The organism is Enterobacter cloacae complex sp. I1M, from assembly GCF_014982425.1.
Taxonomy (GTDB): domain Bacteria; phylum Pseudomonadota; class Gammaproteobacteria; order Enterobacterales; family Enterobacteriaceae; genus Enterobacter; species Enterobacter intestinihominis.
In genome coordinates this window covers 126,010-140,657 of sequence record NZ_JADCLG010000021.1, presented here as the reverse complement: position 1 = coordinate 140,657, position 14,648 = coordinate 126,010, and the positions used below count along the sequence as shown (strand labels likewise).

General features: G+C 56.9%; 11 protein-coding genes. 8 read left to right on the top strand and 3 right to left on the bottom strand.

The window, feature by feature from the left end; all coding sequences use genetic code 11:
* The first annotated feature begins 157 nt into the window (after nt 1-157).
* The gene (locus INF86_RS13725; RefSeq protein WP_193543613.1) at nt 158-2,179 is read left to right on the top strand and encodes an NADPH-dependent 2,4-dienoyl-CoA reductase; all 2,022 of its coding nucleotides are present in this window, start codon (nt 158-160) and stop codon (nt 2,177-2,179) included.
* 132 nt (nt 2,180-2,311) lie between these two features.
* On the opposite strand, the gene rlmG is transcribed toward INF86_RS13725, so the two are convergent.
* The gene (rlmG, locus tag INF86_RS13720; protein ID WP_023298689.1) at nt 2,312-3,448 is read right to left on the bottom strand and encodes a 23S rRNA (guanine(1835)-N(2))-methyltransferase RlmG; all 1,137 of its coding nucleotides are present in this window, start codon (nt 3,446-3,448) and stop codon (nt 2,312-2,314) included.
* 83 nt (nt 3,449-3,531) lie between these two features.
* Between rlmG and INF86_RS13715 the strand changes: the two genes are divergently transcribed.
* The 4 genes from INF86_RS13715 (at nt 3,532) to sstT (ending at nt 7,839) form a co-directional block, all read left to right on the top strand.
* A complete protein-coding gene (locus INF86_RS13715) occupies nt 3,532-4,035 on the top strand; it encodes a M48 family metallopeptidase (protein WP_022649468.1) in 504 nt (167 codons plus the stop codon).
* 70 nt (nt 4,036-4,105) lie between these two features.
* Nucleotides 4,106-5,104 (top strand): Gfo/Idh/MocA family protein, encoded by a 999-nt coding sequence (locus INF86_RS13710; RefSeq protein WP_022649469.1) that lies wholly within the window; start codon nt 4,106-4,108, stop codon nt 5,102-5,104.
* Nucleotides 5,105-5,356: 252 nt separating this feature from the next.
* Entirely contained in the window at nt 5,357-6,322 is a 966-nt protein-coding gene (locus INF86_RS13705) for a TerC family protein (RefSeq protein WP_022649470.1), read from the top strand.
* A gap of 275 nt (nt 6,323-6,597) precedes the next feature.
* On the top strand, nt 6,598-7,839 hold the full coding sequence (gene sstT / locus INF86_RS13700) for a serine/threonine transporter SstT (RefSeq protein ID WP_023298692.1): 1,242 nt from the start codon (nt 6,598-6,600) through the stop codon (nt 7,837-7,839).
* A 139-nt stretch (nt 7,840-7,978) separates the two neighbouring features.
* Here sstT and INF86_RS13695 read toward each other — a convergent pair whose 3' ends face one another.
* Both INF86_RS13695 and uxaC read right to left on the bottom strand, forming a co-directional pair.
* A complete protein-coding gene (locus INF86_RS13695) occupies nt 7,979-9,466 on the bottom strand; it encodes a UxaA family hydrolase (protein WP_023307033.1) in 1,488 nt (495 codons plus the stop codon).
* Nucleotides 9,467-9,483: 17 nt separating this feature from the next.
* The gene (gene uxaC / locus INF86_RS13690) at nt 9,484-10,896 is read right to left on the bottom strand and encodes a glucuronate isomerase (RefSeq protein WP_193543612.1); all 1,413 of its coding nucleotides are present in this window, start codon (nt 10,894-10,896) and stop codon (nt 9,484-9,486) included.
* Between the two features lie 475 nt (nt 10,897-11,371).
* Here uxaC and INF86_RS13685 point away from each other — a divergent pair, with 475 nt between their 5' ends.
* The 3 genes from INF86_RS13685 (at nt 11,372) to yqjA (ending at nt 14,646) form a co-directional block, all read left to right on the top strand.
* Nucleotides 11,372-12,670, top strand: coding sequence for an MFS transporter (locus tag INF86_RS13685; protein WP_022649474.1), 1,299 nt, complete (start codon nt 11,372-11,374; stop codon nt 12,668-12,670).
* A gap of 196 nt (nt 12,671-12,866) precedes the next feature.
* On the top strand, nt 12,867-13,643 hold the full coding sequence (gene exuR, locus INF86_RS13680; protein ID WP_023298695.1) for a transcriptional regulator ExuR: 777 nt from the start codon (nt 12,867-12,869) through the stop codon (nt 13,641-13,643).
* 340 nt (nt 13,644-13,983) lie between these two features.
* Entirely contained in the window at nt 13,984-14,646 is a 663-nt protein-coding gene (yqjA, locus tag INF86_RS13675; RefSeq protein WP_022649475.1) for a DedA family general envelope maintenance protein YqjA, read from the top strand.
* Nucleotides 14,647-14,648: the final 2 nt, after the last annotated feature.

The following is a 14,648-nucleotide window of genomic DNA, read 5'->3' as shown; positions in this document are numbered from 1 at the left end:
TTTCACCCTCTCCCCTCTGGGGAGAGGGCCGGGGTGAGGGGTGAAGTTCTTTGAGATCTATCACAATCATTCGATCCCGCTTTTACCTTTCTGCCGCCGCTGGCTAAATTAGTAACTCATCCGACCACATAACAATAATTTTACACTGGAAGAGACTATGAGCCGTTACCCGTCGTTATTCGCCCCTCTCGATCTGGGGTTCACTACCCTCAAAAACCGCGTGTTAATGGGCTCAATGCACACCGGGCTGGAGGAGCGTCCGGACGGGGCTGAACGTCTGGCAGCCTTCTATGCCGAGCGCGCGCGCCACGGGGTGGCGCTGATTGTCACCGGCGGCGTAGCCCCTGCCCCTTCCGGGGTAACAATGGAGGGCGGCGCGGTGTTGAACGATGCGTCACAACTGCCGCACCACCGCATGGTGACCGACGCGGTTCACAACGAGGGCGGCAAAATCGCCCTGCAAATTCTGCATACCGGGCGCTACAGCTATCAGCCGAACCTGGTTGCCCCCTCGGCTATTCAGGCGCCGATTAACCGCTTTACTCCCCATGCCCTCAGCCATGACGAGATCCTGGCGCTGATAGAGGACTTCGCCCGCTGCGCCGCGCTGGCGCGGGAAGCGGGCTACGACGGCGTGGAGGTGATGGGCTCAGAAGGCTACCTGATCAACGAATTCCTCGCCGCACGTACCAACCAGCGCGACGACGAATGGGGTGGTGACTATGCCCGCCGCATGCGTTTTGCCGTGGAGGTGGTGCGCGCGGTGCGTGAACGTGCCGGTGCGGATTTTATTATCATCTTCCGCCTGTCGATGCTCGACCTGGTGGAAGGCGGCGGCACCTTCGACGAAACCGTGCAGCTGGCGCAGGCGATTGAAGCCGCCGGTGCCACCATTATCAACACCGGGATTGGCTGGCACGAAGCGCGCATCCCCACCATCGCCACGCCGGTGCCGCGTGCGGCGTTCAGCTGGGTAACGCGCAAGCTGAAAGGCAAAGTCTCCGTTCCGCTGGTGACCACTAACCGCATTAACGATCCGCAGGTGGCGGACGATGTGATCTCCCGCGGCGACGCCGATATGGTGTCGATGGCGCGTCCGTTCCTCGCGGATGCCGAACTGCTCTCCAAAGCGCAAAGCGGCCGTGCGGATGAGATCAACACCTGTATCGGCTGTAACCAGGCGTGTCTGGATCAGATCTTCGTCGGCAAGGTCACCTCCTGCCTGGTGAATCCCCGCGCCTGCCATGAAACCAAAATGCCGATCGTTCCTGCGACCAACAAGAAGCGTCTGGCCGTGGTGGGCGCAGGACCCGCTGGCCTGGCGTTTGCGGTCAATGCCGCCTCGCGTGGGCACAGCGTGACGCTGTTTGATGCGCTGGCGGAAATCGGCGGGCAGTTTACTATCGCCAGACAGATCCCCGGCAAAGAGGAGTTCTATGAAACGCTGCGCTATTACCGCCGGATGATCGAGGTGACGGGCGTCGATCTGCGGCTCAATCAGGTTGTCAGCGCGGCGGATCTGATCGGTTTCGACGAGGTGATCCTCGCGAGTGGGATCGCCCCGCGCACCCCTGCGATCGAAGGCATCGATCATCCGAAGGTATTGAGCTATCTGGACGTGCTGCGCGACAAAGCGCCGGTTGGCGAGAAGGTGGCGATCATCGGCTGCGGCGGGATCGGTTTTGATACCGCGATGTATTTAAGCCAGCCGGGCGAAGCCACCAGCCAGAACATCGCTGAGTTCTGCGTGGAATGGGGCATTGATACCAGTCTCAGTCAGTCCGGTGGTTTACGCCCGGAAGGTCCGCAACTGCCGAAAAGCCCGCGTCAGATCGTGATGCTCCAGCGTAAAGCCAGCAAGCCGGGTGAAGGGCTGGGGAAAACCACAGGCTGGATCCACCGCGCCACCCTGCTCTCGCGCGGGGTAAAGATGATCCCGGGGGTGAACTACCAGAAGATCGACGACGACGGGCTACACGTTCTGATCGGCGGTGAGCCGCAGCTGCTGGACGTGGATCATGTGATTTTGTGCGCCGGGCAGGAGCCGAAGCGCGATCTGGCCAATCCGCTGCGTGAGGCAGGGAAAACGGTACATTTGATTGGCGGGTGCGACGTGGCGATGGAGCTGGATGCGCGGCGCGCGATTGCGCAGGGGACAAAACTGGCGCTGAGTATTTAACGGCATCGCCCGGTGGCGCTTCGCTTACCGGGCCTACGGGTCCGAGGCCATTGTAGGCCCGGTAAGCGAAGCGCCACCGGGCATTTGAAACCGTAGGCCTGTACAAGCGAAGCGCCGCCAGGCAAAGCGATCTTATCGACGACGCCCCAGCTTCACCGATTTCAGCACCACGAATTTGTTATTGGTGGCAATGGTGACGCAGTTGCCGAAAATCTTCTTCAGCTTGTGGAAGTAGTCCAGGTGGCGGTTGGCCACGATATACAGCTCGCCGTTGATTTTCAGGCAGCGGCGCGCGTGGTGGAACATCTCCCACGCGACGTTATCCGTCAGGGCGTGCTTCTGGTGGAACGGAGGATTGCAAAACACCGCGTTGAAGCGGAAAGGCTCTACGCCGGACAGCGCGTTATTGATCATAAACTCGCAGCGATCCAGCGCCTCCGGCAGATTGGTTTCCACGTTCAGACGGCTTGAAGCCACCGCCATTGGCGATTCGTCGCTGAACACCACGCTGGCCTCCGGGTTCTTCGCCAGCAGCGTCAGGCCAATCACGCCGTTACCGCAGCCGAGATCGACAATCTCCCCTTCCAGGTTTTCCGGCAGATGTTCCATAAAGAAGCGTGCGCCGATATCCAGACCGGTACGGGAGAAGACGTTCGCGTGGTTGTGGATGGTCCAGTCGGTCCCTTCCAGCTTCCAGCTCAGGGTCTCTGGCGCGTCGGCCAGTTCCGGCGCGCTGAAGGTACAGTTGATCAGGCGCGCTTTTTTCCAGGCCAGCGTCGTAGTGGTCGGGCCGAGCACTTTCTCGAACAGTTCCAGCGTCGAGGTGTGAATATCACGCGCCTTGGCGCCCGCGATGATGCGCGTTTCTGGCGTCACGACTTTACGCAGCGCGCGCAGTTGCTGCTCCAGCAGCGCCATGGTTTTGGGCACTTTAATCAGCACCACGCCTGGCGCCTGCGGGTAGTCCGCGGTGCTGTCGAGGAACTTCACGCTGGATTCGTCGATATCGTTGTGGCGCAGGTTTTCACGCGTCGCCAGCTCGCTTAAGTAAGAATCGCCGATACTGTAAGGCGCATGTTCCGCCAGCGCACAGCCCAGCGCGCCAAACGCGTCATTCAGGATCAGTACCGGGCCGCGGATTTCAGTCTCATCCAACTGCTGCAGCAGATATTCATCCGCCGCTTCCCACGCCTGAAGCGGGTTCACGTCGTCCGTTTCCGGGAAACGTTTAAGGTTGAGTGAACGGAAACCGTTGTCTAAGTGGCTCATCGGCCCTCCTGAATGGTAAAATTTGGCGTATCCCTGAAAAGGGTGCGTGAGTATACCCGTTTTCACACTATTTTGGGGTTTTGATGAACCAGCTGACTTATCTCCAGGGCTACCCGGAGCAATTACTATCCCAGGTTCGCGACCTGATCGCCGCGGGAAAGCTCGGCGCGGTGCTGGAAAAACGCTACCCGGGCACGCATGATTTCGCGACTGACAAAGCCCTCTGGCAGTATACGCAGGATCTGAAAAGCCAGTATCTGAAGAGCGCCCCGCCGATCAATAAGGTGATGTACGACAACAAGATCCACGTGCTGAAAAACGCGCTCGGCCTGCATACCGCCATCTCCCGCGTGCAGGGCGGCAAGCTGAAGGCTAAGGCGGAGATCCGCGTCGCGACCATCTTTCGCAATGCGCCGGAAGCCTTTCTGCGGATGATCGTGGTGCACGAGCTGGCGCACCTGAAAGAGAAAGATCACGACAAAGCGTTCTATTCCCTGTGCTGCCATATGGAGCCGCAGTACCACCAGCTGGAGTTTGATACCCGTTTGTGGCTGACGCATTTATCGTTAAAGAGTAATGCGCAGTAGCGCACGCGAAATGTCATGAGGACGTGCTACAGTGGCTTTAGGTTCCCTGCTACGGAGTACGTAAACGTTTATGATACGTTTCGCAGTCATCGGTACGAACTGGATCACGCGCCAGTTCGTCGACGCCGCCCACGAAACCGGCAAATATAAGCTCACCGCAGTCTATTCCCGCAGCCTTGAGCAGGCGCAAAGTTTTGCGAATGACTACCTGGTTGAACATCTGTTCACCTCACTCGATGAGATGGCGCAAAGCGACGCCATTGACGCGGTCTATATCGCCAGCCCGAATGCTCTGCACTTCCCGCAAACGAAGCTGTTCCTCAGCCATAAAAAGCATGTGATCTGCGAGAAGCCGCTGGCGTCGAATATCCACGAAGTGGAAGCCGCCATTGCGCTTGCCCGCGAAAACCAGGTGGTGCTGTTTGAAGCGTTCAAAACCGCCAGCCTGCCCAACTTCCTGCTGTTGCAGCAGTCCCTGCCGAAAATTGGCAAAGTGCGTAAAGCCTTTATCAACTACTGCCAGTATTCCTCGCGCTACCAGCGCTATCTGGACGGCGAAAACCCGAACACCTTTAACCCGGCCTTCTCGAATGGCTCGATTATGGATATCGGTTTTTACTGCCTGGCCTCTGCGGTTGCGCTGTGGGGGGAACCACACGGCGTGACGGCCACCGCCAGCCTGCTGGAGAGCGGCGTGGATGCACACGGCGTTGTGGTGCTGGACTACGGCGATTTCAGCGTGACGTTGCAGCACTCGAAGGTCAGCGACTCCGTGCTGCCAAGCGAAATTCAGGGCGAAGACGGCTCGCTGGTGATCGAAAAAATCTCCGAATGCCAGAAGCTCAGCATCGTTCCGCGCGGCGGAAAAGCGCAGGAGCTGACGCAGCCTCAGCATATTAACACTATGCTTTATGAGGCAGAGGTCTTCGCCCGTCTGGTAGAAGACAACGAAGTGAACCACCCGGGACTGGCGATCAGCCGCACCACGGCGAAGCTGCAAACGGAGATCCGCCGACAGACCGGCGTAATCTTCCCCGCAGACGGCGTGAATGTGGAAGCCGTCGCGTAAAGCTGTGTAATGAAATCGTGCAGCCCATTGACGAAATCGATGGTCTGACATAATTTGTTACCTGCAAAGGGGAGTAACTTCTTCGCCGGTGGATCGTCATTACGATGCGTGCAAAACCGCATCCGGTCGCCGGGCAACCTTCGTGGTTGTAAGTGAGACCTTGCCGGAAGGCGAGGTCTATGCATAAAAAGCTAACGGCTATCGTCTTCTGACCATAGCCGTTTTTGTTTTTTTATGTGTAAGGAAAATAGTATGCATTCTGTCGGCACTCCAATGCTGTGGGGCGGATTCGCGGTTGTCGTGCTCATCATGCTGGCGATCGACCTCTTTTTGCAGGGTCGTCGCGGCGAACACGGCATGAGCGTTAAGCAAGCCGCCGTCTGGTCGCTGGTATGGGTTACCCTCTCACTTCTTTTCTGCGCCGCCTTCTGGTGGTATCTGGCCTCAACCGAAGGTCGCGCGGTGGCCGATCCTCAGGCACTCGCCTTCCTCACCGGCTATCTGATTGAAAAAGCGCTGGCGGTTGATAACGTCTTCGTCTGGCTGATGCTGTTCAGTTACTTCGCCGTGCCTGCGGCCCTGCAACGCCGCGTGCTGGTATACGGCGTGCTGGGCGCCATCATTTTGCGTACCATCATGATCTTCGCCGGTAGCTGGCTGATTACCCAGTTCGAATGGCTGCTGTACGTGTTTGGTGCGTTCCTGCTGTTCACCGGGGTCAAAATGGCGCTGGCGAAAGAAGACGATACCGGTATCGGTGATAAGCCGCTGGTGAAGTGGATCCGGGGTCATCTGCGCATGACGGACAAGATCGAGAGCGAGCATTTCTTCGTGCGTAAGAACGGCCTGCTGTTCGCCACCCCGCTGCTGCTGGTGCTGATTCTGGTCGAGCTGAGCGACGTGATTTTCGCGGTGGACAGTATCCCGGCTATCTTCGCGGTCACTACCGACCCGTTCATCGTCCTGACCTCGAACCTGTTCGCCATCCTCGGCCTGCGTGCGATGTACTTCCTGCTGGCGGGCGCGGCAGAGCGCTTCTCAATGCTGAAGTACGGTCTGTCGGTGATTCTGGTCTTTATCGGTATCAAGATGCTGATTGTTGATTTCTACCATATCCCGATCGCCATTTCGCTCGGCGTGGTGTTTGGCATTCTGCTGGTGACGCTGATTATCAATACCTGGGTTAACCGCCAGCACGATAAGAAGCAGCAGGCTTAGTGCAACGTTCGGTGCGGGCTGATGCCCTCACCCCACCCCTCTCCCACGGGGAGAGGGGGAAATGCAATGCAGGCCGGGTAAGCGCAGCGCCACCCGGCACTTTCGTTAACCAATAGTTAAAAAACATGACGCAACACGTAAAATCCAGCATTTTACGCTTCCGCCTTTCGCTGCTTTCCCTGATACTCAACCAGGCAAACAAATACTTACATCCGGATACAAATGTGACTTAGAGCACATCCAGGATGGAACGCAATTTCACTCAGGAATAACGTATGAGCACACAATCTAAGGGCCTGCTTGCGCGCCTGGCGCAGGGCAGTCTTGTAAAACAAATTCTGGTCGGGTTGGTACTGGGTATTCTGCTGGCGATGGTGTCAAAACCTGCGGCGGAAGCGACGGGACTGCTCGGCACCCTTTTCGTTGGCGCACTGAAGGCCGTCGCCCCGGTACTGGTGCTGATGCTGGTGATGGCGTCGATTGCCAACCACCAGCACGGACAAAAAACCAACATTCGCCCTATTCTGTTCCTGTATCTGCTGGGAACCTTCTCTGCTGCCTTAACGGCCGTTGTGTTTAGCTTCCTGTTCCCGTCCACGCTGCACCTGACCAGCGCGGCCGGTGATATCACCCCGCCGTCCGGGATTGTGGAAGTCCTTCGCGGCCTGCTGATGAGCATGGTCTCTAACCCCATCACCGCACTGATGAACGGAAACTACATTGGCATCCTGGTCTGGGCGATTGGTCTGGGCTTCGCGCTGCGTCATGGCAACGAGACCACGAAAAACCTGGTTAACGATTTGTCCAATGCAGTGACCTTCATGGTGAAGCTGGTGATTCGCTTTGCACCAGTCGGTATCTTTGGTCTGGTTTCTTCGACGCTGGCCACCACCGGTTTCGACGCACTGTGGGGCTACGCGCAGCTGCTGGTCGTCCTGGTCGGCTGTATGCTGCTGGTGGCGCTGGTGATCAACCCGCTGCTGGTGTTCTGGCAGATCCGCCGCAACCCGTATCCGCTGGTGCTGACCTGCCTGCGCGAGAGCGGCGTGTATGCCTTCTTCACCCGCAGCTCAGCGGCGAACATACCGGTGAACATGGCGCTGGCGGAGAAGCTGAACCTGGACCGCGATACCTATTCGGTGTCGATTCCCCTGGGTGCAACCGTGAACATGGCCGGTGCGGCGATTACCATCACCGTGCTGACGCTGGCGGCGGTGCATACGCTGGGTATTCCGGTAGATCTGCCAACCGCGCTGCTGCTGAGCGTCGTTGCATCACTGTGTGCCTGTGGCGCATCCGGCGTGGCGGGCGGCTCTCTGCTGCTGATCCCGCTGGCCTGTAACATGTTCGGTATTCCGAACGAGATTGCCATGCAGGTTGTCGCGGTCGGTTTCATTATCGGCGTATTGCAGGATTCCTGCGAAACCGCGCTGAACTCCTCTACCGACGTGCTGTTTACCGCCGCAGCCTGTCAGGCGGAAGATGCGCGTTTAGCGAAGAACGCCCTGCGCAGTTAAAAAGAAAAGCCCGGTGGCGGCTACGCCTTACCGGGCCTACAAGGTAAATGCAAAACGGCAACATGTGTTGCCGTTTTTAGTGTTTGCACCCTCTCCCTGTGGGAGAGGGCCGGGGTGAGGGCACCAGCCCGCACCCGACTTATAGCGTCACACCACTCTTAAAGATCGCCAGCTCGCGGAAGTCGTTCTTCTCGTTGCAGGTCTGCCTGCCGCTGGCAAATTCCACAATCGTGTCCACGAATTCGCTCAGCAGCTGCGGCATCGCTTTGCCGTGGATCAGCTGGCCCGCGTCAAAGTCGATCCAGTGCTTTTTCTTCGCCGCCAGTTCGCTGTTAGTGGCGATTTTCACCGTCGGCACAAACCCGCCGTACGGCGTACCGCGACCGGTACTGAACAGCACCATATGACAGCCCGCTCCCGCCAGCGCGCTGGTGGCGACCGCATCGTTGCCCGGTGCGCTGAGCAGGTTCAGGCCGTGCGTTTTCAGACGCTCACCATAGCGCAGCACGTCCACCACCTGGCTGGCGCCCGCTTTTTGGGTGCAGCCCAGGGATTTCTCTTCAAGCGTGGTGATCCCGCCCGCCTTGTTCCCCGGCGAGGGGTTCTCGTATATCGGCTGGTTATGGGCGATGAAGTACTGTTTGAAGTCGTTGACCATGGTGACGGTCTTCTCAAAGGTCTCTTCGTCGCGGCAGTGGCTCATCAGAATGCGCTCTGCGCCGAACATCTCCGGCACTTCGGTCAGCACCGTAGTGCCGCCGTTGGCAATCACGTAATCCGAGAAGCGACCCAGCATTGGGTTAGCGGTTATGCCGGAAAGGCCATCAGATCCGCCGCACTCCAGGCCAAACTTCAGTTCGCTCAGCTTGCCCGGCTCGCGCTTGTCGTGACGCATCACCTCGTACAGCTGATGCAGCTGTTCAACGCCCGCTTCCACTTCGTCGTCCTGGTGCTGACACACCATAAAGTGCACGCGCTCAGGGTCAAATTCGCCCAGCGTGTCGCGGAAGGCGTCGACCTGATTGTTCTCGCAGCCGAGGCCGATCACCAGCACCGCGCCCGCGTTCGGGTGGCGCACCATATTTTGCAGCATGGTGCGGGTATTGATGTGGTCGTCACCCAGCTGGGAGCATCCATAGGTGTGACTGAACAGATGCACACCGTCGGTGCCTTCAGCATCATTAGTCTCTTTCAGGAAACGCGTCTGAATTTGACGCGCGATCCCGTTCACGCAGCCGACAGTCGGGAGGATCCACAGCTCATTGCGGATCCCCACCTCGCCGCTGGCGCGGCGGTAGATCTGTACCTCACGATCGGCCGCCTGTCCTTCTTCTGGCTGGAAGTCAGGTTGATAGCTGTACTCGTCCAGATCGCTGAGATTGGTGCGGGTATTGTGGGAATGAATGTATTCACCCGGCGCAATATCCGCCAGCGCATGACCGATGGGCAAACCGTACTTCACCACGTTCTCCCCTTTCGCGATGGGGATCAGGGCAAACTTATGTCCACGTCCAATGGCCTGGCGTAACGTCACCGACTGGTTGTCGAAGGTCACTTCCATCCCTTCGGCTAAATCTGCCAGCGCGACGGCAACGTTATCCAGCGAATGGATTTTGATGTATTGCATATCAACCTCAAACGGCCTTAGTTCAGTTCAATGGCGAAGTAGTCACGCGCATTGTTAAAGCAGATGTTTCTCACCATTTCGCCCAGCAGCTGGATATCCGCTGGCGCTTCACCCGCGTGCACCCAGCGGCCAATCATCTGGCACAGAATGCGGCGGAAATATTCATGGCGGGTATAGGAGAGGAAACTGCGGCTGTCAGTCAGCATGCCAACGAAGCGGCTCAACAGGCCGAGCTGCGCCAGCTGCGTCATCTGACGCTCCATGCCGTCTTTTTGATCGTTAAACCACCAGCCGGAACCGAACTGCATCTTGCCCGGCATCCCTTCGCCCTGGAAGTTGCCGATCATGGTGCCCAGTACTTCGTTATCGCGCGGATTCAGGCAGTAGAGAATGGTTTTCGGCAGCAGGTTTTGCTCGTTCTGTTTGCTCAGCAGTTTTGACAGCTCTTCCGCCAGAGGGCGGTCGTTGATGGAGTCAAAGCCTACGTCCGCGCCCAGCAGTTTGAACTGACGCTGGTTGTTATTACGCAGCGCGCCGATATGGTACTGCTGAACCCAGCCGCGACGGGCATATTCCGCACCGAGGAACACCAGCACCGCGGTTTTGAACTGGGCGACTTCATGCTCGCTCAGGGCTTCGCCGGAGAGACGACGCGCCAGGATGCTGTCCAGCTCGGCTTCGCTGGAATCCGCGAACAGCACCACGTCCAGCGCGTGGTCAGACACTTTACAGCCGTGTGCGGCAAAGTGATCCAGACGTTTGGTCAGCGCGGATTGCAGATCGGCGAAACGACGGATATCGGTATCCGATACTTCAGCCAGCTTCGTCATGTAGTCATTAAAGGTCGGCAGCTCAATGTTGAAGGCTTTATCCGGACGCCAGCTTGGCAGCACTTTGATGTCAAAGGTGCTGTCCTTCGCGACAACCGCGTGGTGCTCCAGGGAGTCGATCGGATCGTCGGTTGTGCCCACCATCTTCACGTTCATCTGCTGCATGATGCCGCGCGCCGAGAAGCTATCCTGCGCCAGCAGTTCGTTGCACTGATCCCAGATTTCATCCGCCGTGGCGGGAGAGAGCAGCTTGCCGGTGATGCCAAAAGGACGACGCAGTTCGAGGTGCGTCCAGTGGTATAACGGGTTACCGATGGTGTGGGGAACGGTAGCGGCCCAGGCATCAAACTTCTCGCGATCGGTCGCGTCGCCGGTACACAGGCGCTCGGCCACGCCGCTGGTGCGCATCGCGCGCCATTTATAATGGTCACCCTTCAGCCAGATATCATACAGGTTTTTGAAACGGTAATTTTCGGCAACCTGTTGCGGCGGTAAATGGCAGTGGTAGTCGAAAATCGGCTGATCTTTTGCGTAGTCGTGGTACAGGCGGCGAGCAAATTCGGTATCTAACAGGAAATCTTCGGTCATAAACGGTGTCATTATCGTCTTCCTCATTACGGGAGCGTCAGAAAGCTTATGTTCAGATGCTGCAAAGTTATCACACCAATTTCCAGAGTCCGACGTTTTTTTCGTGAGTTAGATCAATAAACGTCGACAAATAAATTACCCTCAAAGGGGTAAACCTTCTTGCAGACCGCGCCAGATCTGGCTTTGCGCACGCCGCATAATATCCCTACAAAGATTCACTCTTTTGTGATGTCACTCACCTTTTAAAGTTGTATGACAAGTTATCTTTTCGCCGTCGCAAACTATAAGCCGACGGAATGCATTACCGGTGTTTGTTACATCGGATTTAACGGTACGGAAGCCGACTTAGCACGATGACTTATGGCAAGGTTCGGGCCGTTCCGGGACAGGTTCCCGGTTACGCCCCTCCCGTTACAGAACAGCTCCCGGCAACGGTTGAGTTGTTGCCGTGTCCCGACACGGAAATAACATAACGATGAGGTTTTACATGCGTAAAATTAAAGGGTTACGTTGGTACATGATCGCACTGGTGACGCTCGGCACCGTGCTGGGCTACCTGACACGTAACACCGTGGCAGCAGCGGCGCCAACGTTGATGGAAGAGTTACATATCTCCACACAACAATACTCTTACATCATTGCGGCGTATTCTGCCGCTTACACCGTAATGCAGCCTGTTGCAGGTTATGTTCTTGATATTCTGGGTACAAAAATTGGTTATGCCTTCTTCGCTGTAGCATGGGCCGTCTTCTGCGGGGCGACGGCGCTGGCTGGCAGCTGGGGCGGGCTGGCGCTGGCGCGTGGTGCGGTAGGTGCTGCCGAAGCGGCGATGATCCCTGCGGGTCTGAAAGCCAGCTCTGAATGGTTCCCGGCAAAAGAACGTTCAATCGCTGTCGGTTACTTCAACGTGGGTTCCTCCATCGGGGCGATGATTGCTCCGCCACTGGTGGTGTGGGCGATTGTGATGCACAGCTGGCAAATGGCGTTCATCATCTCCGGTGTGCTGAGTTTTGCCTGGGCCATGGCGTGGCTGATCTTCTATAAACACCCGCGCGATCAGAAAAAGCTGTCTACCGAAGAACGTGACTACATTATCAATGGTCAGGAATCTCATCATCAGACCGACAACGGCAAGAAAATGTCCGTCTGGCAGATCCTGGGTACCCGTCAGTTCTGGGGTATCGCCCTGCCACGCTTCCTGGCGGAACCGGCCTGGGGTACGTTCAACGCCTGGATCCCGCTGTTCATGTTCAAAGTCTACGGCTTTAACCTGAAAGAGATCGCGATGTTCGCCTGGATGCCAATGCTGTTTGCAGACCTGGGCTGTATCGTCGGCGGCTACCTGCCACCGCTGTTCCAGCGCTGGTTTGGCGTGAACCTGATTGTGTCCCGTAAGATGGTGGTCACCATGGGTGCCCTGCTGATGATTGGCCCTGGCATGATTGGCCTGTTCACCAGTCCTTACGTGGCTATCGCCCTGCTGTGTATCGGGGGCTTTGCTCACCAGTCTCTGTCTGGCGCACTGATTACGCTCTCGTCCGACGTGTTTGGTCGTAACGAAGTTGCCACCGCCAACGGTCTGACCGGGATGGCCGCCTGGACCGCAAGTACCCTGTTCGCCCTCGTGGTCGGCGCGCTGGCAGACACCATCGGCTTCAGCCCGCTGTTCGCGGTACTGGCCATCTTCGACCTGCTGGGCGCGGTGGTTATCTGGACGGTGCTGAAGAGTAAATCCGCCGAGGAACTGGCGAAAGAGTCCCTTGGGGGACCGGCGACGCAGAGTTAGCTTGTTGTGCCGGGTGGCGGCTTCGCCTTACCCGGCCTACAACACCCGATAAAACCGTAGGCCGGGTAAGCGTAGCGCCACCCGGCAAAAACGTCGCAAAAGCCGCCTCCGGGCGGCTTTTTTAATGGCGAAATCTGGAGAGTGGCACGCAAAAGTGGTATAACAAATCATTCGCCGTACCCTGCCTGGAGCGCATATGGAAATCACCGAATCACGTCGTTTATATCAACAACTTGCCGCCGAGCTGAAAGATCGCATCGAGCAAGGGGTCTATCTTGTCGGTGATAAACTTCCCGCTGAGCGTTTTATTGCGGATGAAAAAAGCGTCAGCCGCACGGTGGTCCGCGAAGCCATCATCATGCTGGAAGTTGAAGGGTATGTTGAGGTACGCAAAGGTTCCGGTATTCACGTGATTTCCAGCCAGGCGAAACACTCCCCCACGCCGGACGAAAGTCTGGAATTTGCCAGCTACGGTCCCTTTGAGCTTCTCCAGGCTCGCCAGCTGATTGAAAGCAATATCGCAGAATTCGCAGCGACACAGGTCACCAAGCAGGACATCATGAAGCTGATGGAAATCCAGGATCATGCGCGTAAAGAAAAATGTTTCCGCGATTCCGAATGGGACCTGCAATTCCACGTTCAGGTCGCCCTTGCGACTCAGAACACAGCGCTGGCGGCAATCGTTGAAAAAATGTGGACTCAGCGCGTTCACAACCCGTACTGGAAGAAACTGCACGATCACATTGATTCCCGCACGGTAGATAACTGGTGTGACGACCACGACCAGATTCTTAAGGCCCTGATTCGTAAAGATCCGCATGCGGCGAAACTGGCAATGTGGCAGCATCTGGAGAACACTAAACAGATGCTTTTTAATGAAACGAGTGATGACTTTGAATTTAACGCTGACCGCTATCTTTTTGCTGATAATCCGGTGGTTCACCTCGATACCGCGACCAATGTCGCAAAATAACCTCCTGAACTGCTGGCAGGCGCACCGCCGCGCCTTCCGGCCAGACAGGGAAGAAAACCTCTATAGTGTCAGCCTTTGTAAAATCTCTCGCTCCCCTCCGTGGCTTACGCCAAAATCGTGTTTCCCCTCAAATTCTGTGACGCAGAACGTCGGGCTTTGTTACAATTGGATTCACTTCGTTATTTTGTAAGTTAGTGCTTGCTAACCAGCCAATTAACAGGGAACAGTGTTGGCCACACATCATTGTGTCCGCGAGCGACCATAATGAAATCATAACAATGTCGCCGTGCTGTTTTCCCGAATGACAGGCGTGACGTTAACCGATTTCCAGGAACACTGAATGGAACTTTTGACCCAACTACTGAACGCCCTCTGGGCTCAGGATTTCGAAACGCTGGCCAACCCGTCCATGATTGGCATGCTCTACTTTGTGTTATTTATGATCCTGTTCCTTGAGAACGGTCTGCTGCCTGCTGCCTTTTTACCGGGCGACAGCCTGCTGGTGCTGGTTGGGGTGCTCTGTGCAAAAGGGGCGATGGCTTTCCCACAAACGGTTCTGCTGTTGACCATTGCCGCCAGCCTGGGTTGCTGGGTGAGTTATATTCAGGGGCGATGGCTGGGCAACACGCGAATCGTTCAGAACTGGCTTTCGCATCTTCCGGCACATTATCACCAGCGAGCGCACCACCTTTTCCATAAGCACGGGCTCTCCGCCTTGCTGATTGGCCGCTTTATCGCATTCGTACGCACCCTGCTGCCGACCATTGCGGGCTTGTCCGGCCTGAGCAGCGCGCGCTTCCAGTTCTTTAACTGGATGAGCGGCCTGCTGTGGGTTCTGATCCTGACCACGCTCGGCTACGCGCTCGGTAAAACGCCGGTCTTTATGAAATATGAAGACCAGCTGATGTCTTGCCTGATGCTGCTGCCCGTCGTCCTGCTGGTGTTTGGCCTGGTCGGTTCACTGGTCGTACTGTGGAAAAAGAAATATGGAGCCAGGGGTTAACG

Excerpts from the sequence above, each read along its gene's own strand:
- INF86_RS13725 (WP_193543613.1), top strand. The coding sequence starts at position 158 with ATGAGCCGTTACCCGTCGTTATTCGCCCCTCTCGATCTGGGGTTCACT.
- rlmG (WP_023298689.1), bottom strand. The coding sequence starts at position 3,448 with ATGAGCCACTTAGACAACGGTTTCCGTTCACTCAACCTTAAACGTTTC.
- INF86_RS13715 (WP_022649468.1), top strand. The coding sequence starts at position 3,532 with ATGAACCAGCTGACTTATCTCCAGGGCTACCCGGAGCAATTACTATCC.
- INF86_RS13710 (WP_022649469.1), top strand. The coding sequence starts at position 4,106 with ATGATACGTTTCGCAGTCATCGGTACGAACTGGATCACGCGCCAGTTC.
- INF86_RS13705 (WP_022649470.1), top strand. The coding sequence starts at position 5,357 with ATGCATTCTGTCGGCACTCCAATGCTGTGGGGCGGATTCGCGGTTGTC.
- sstT (WP_023298692.1), top strand. The coding sequence starts at position 6,598 with ATGAGCACACAATCTAAGGGCCTGCTTGCGCGCCTGGCGCAGGGCAGT.
- INF86_RS13695 (WP_023307033.1), bottom strand. The coding sequence starts at position 9,466 with ATGCAATACATCAAAATCCATTCGCTGGATAACGTTGCCGTCGCGCTG.
- uxaC (WP_193543612.1), bottom strand. The coding sequence starts at position 10,896 with ATGACACCGTTTATGACCGAAGATTTCCTGTTAGATACCGAATTTGCT.
- INF86_RS13685 (WP_022649474.1), top strand. The coding sequence starts at position 11,372 with ATGCGTAAAATTAAAGGGTTACGTTGGTACATGATCGCACTGGTGACG.
- exuR (WP_023298695.1), top strand. The coding sequence starts at position 12,867 with ATGGAAATCACCGAATCACGTCGTTTATATCAACAACTTGCCGCCGAG.
- yqjA (WP_022649475.1), top strand. The coding sequence starts at position 13,984 with ATGGAACTTTTGACCCAACTACTGAACGCCCTCTGGGCTCAGGATTTC.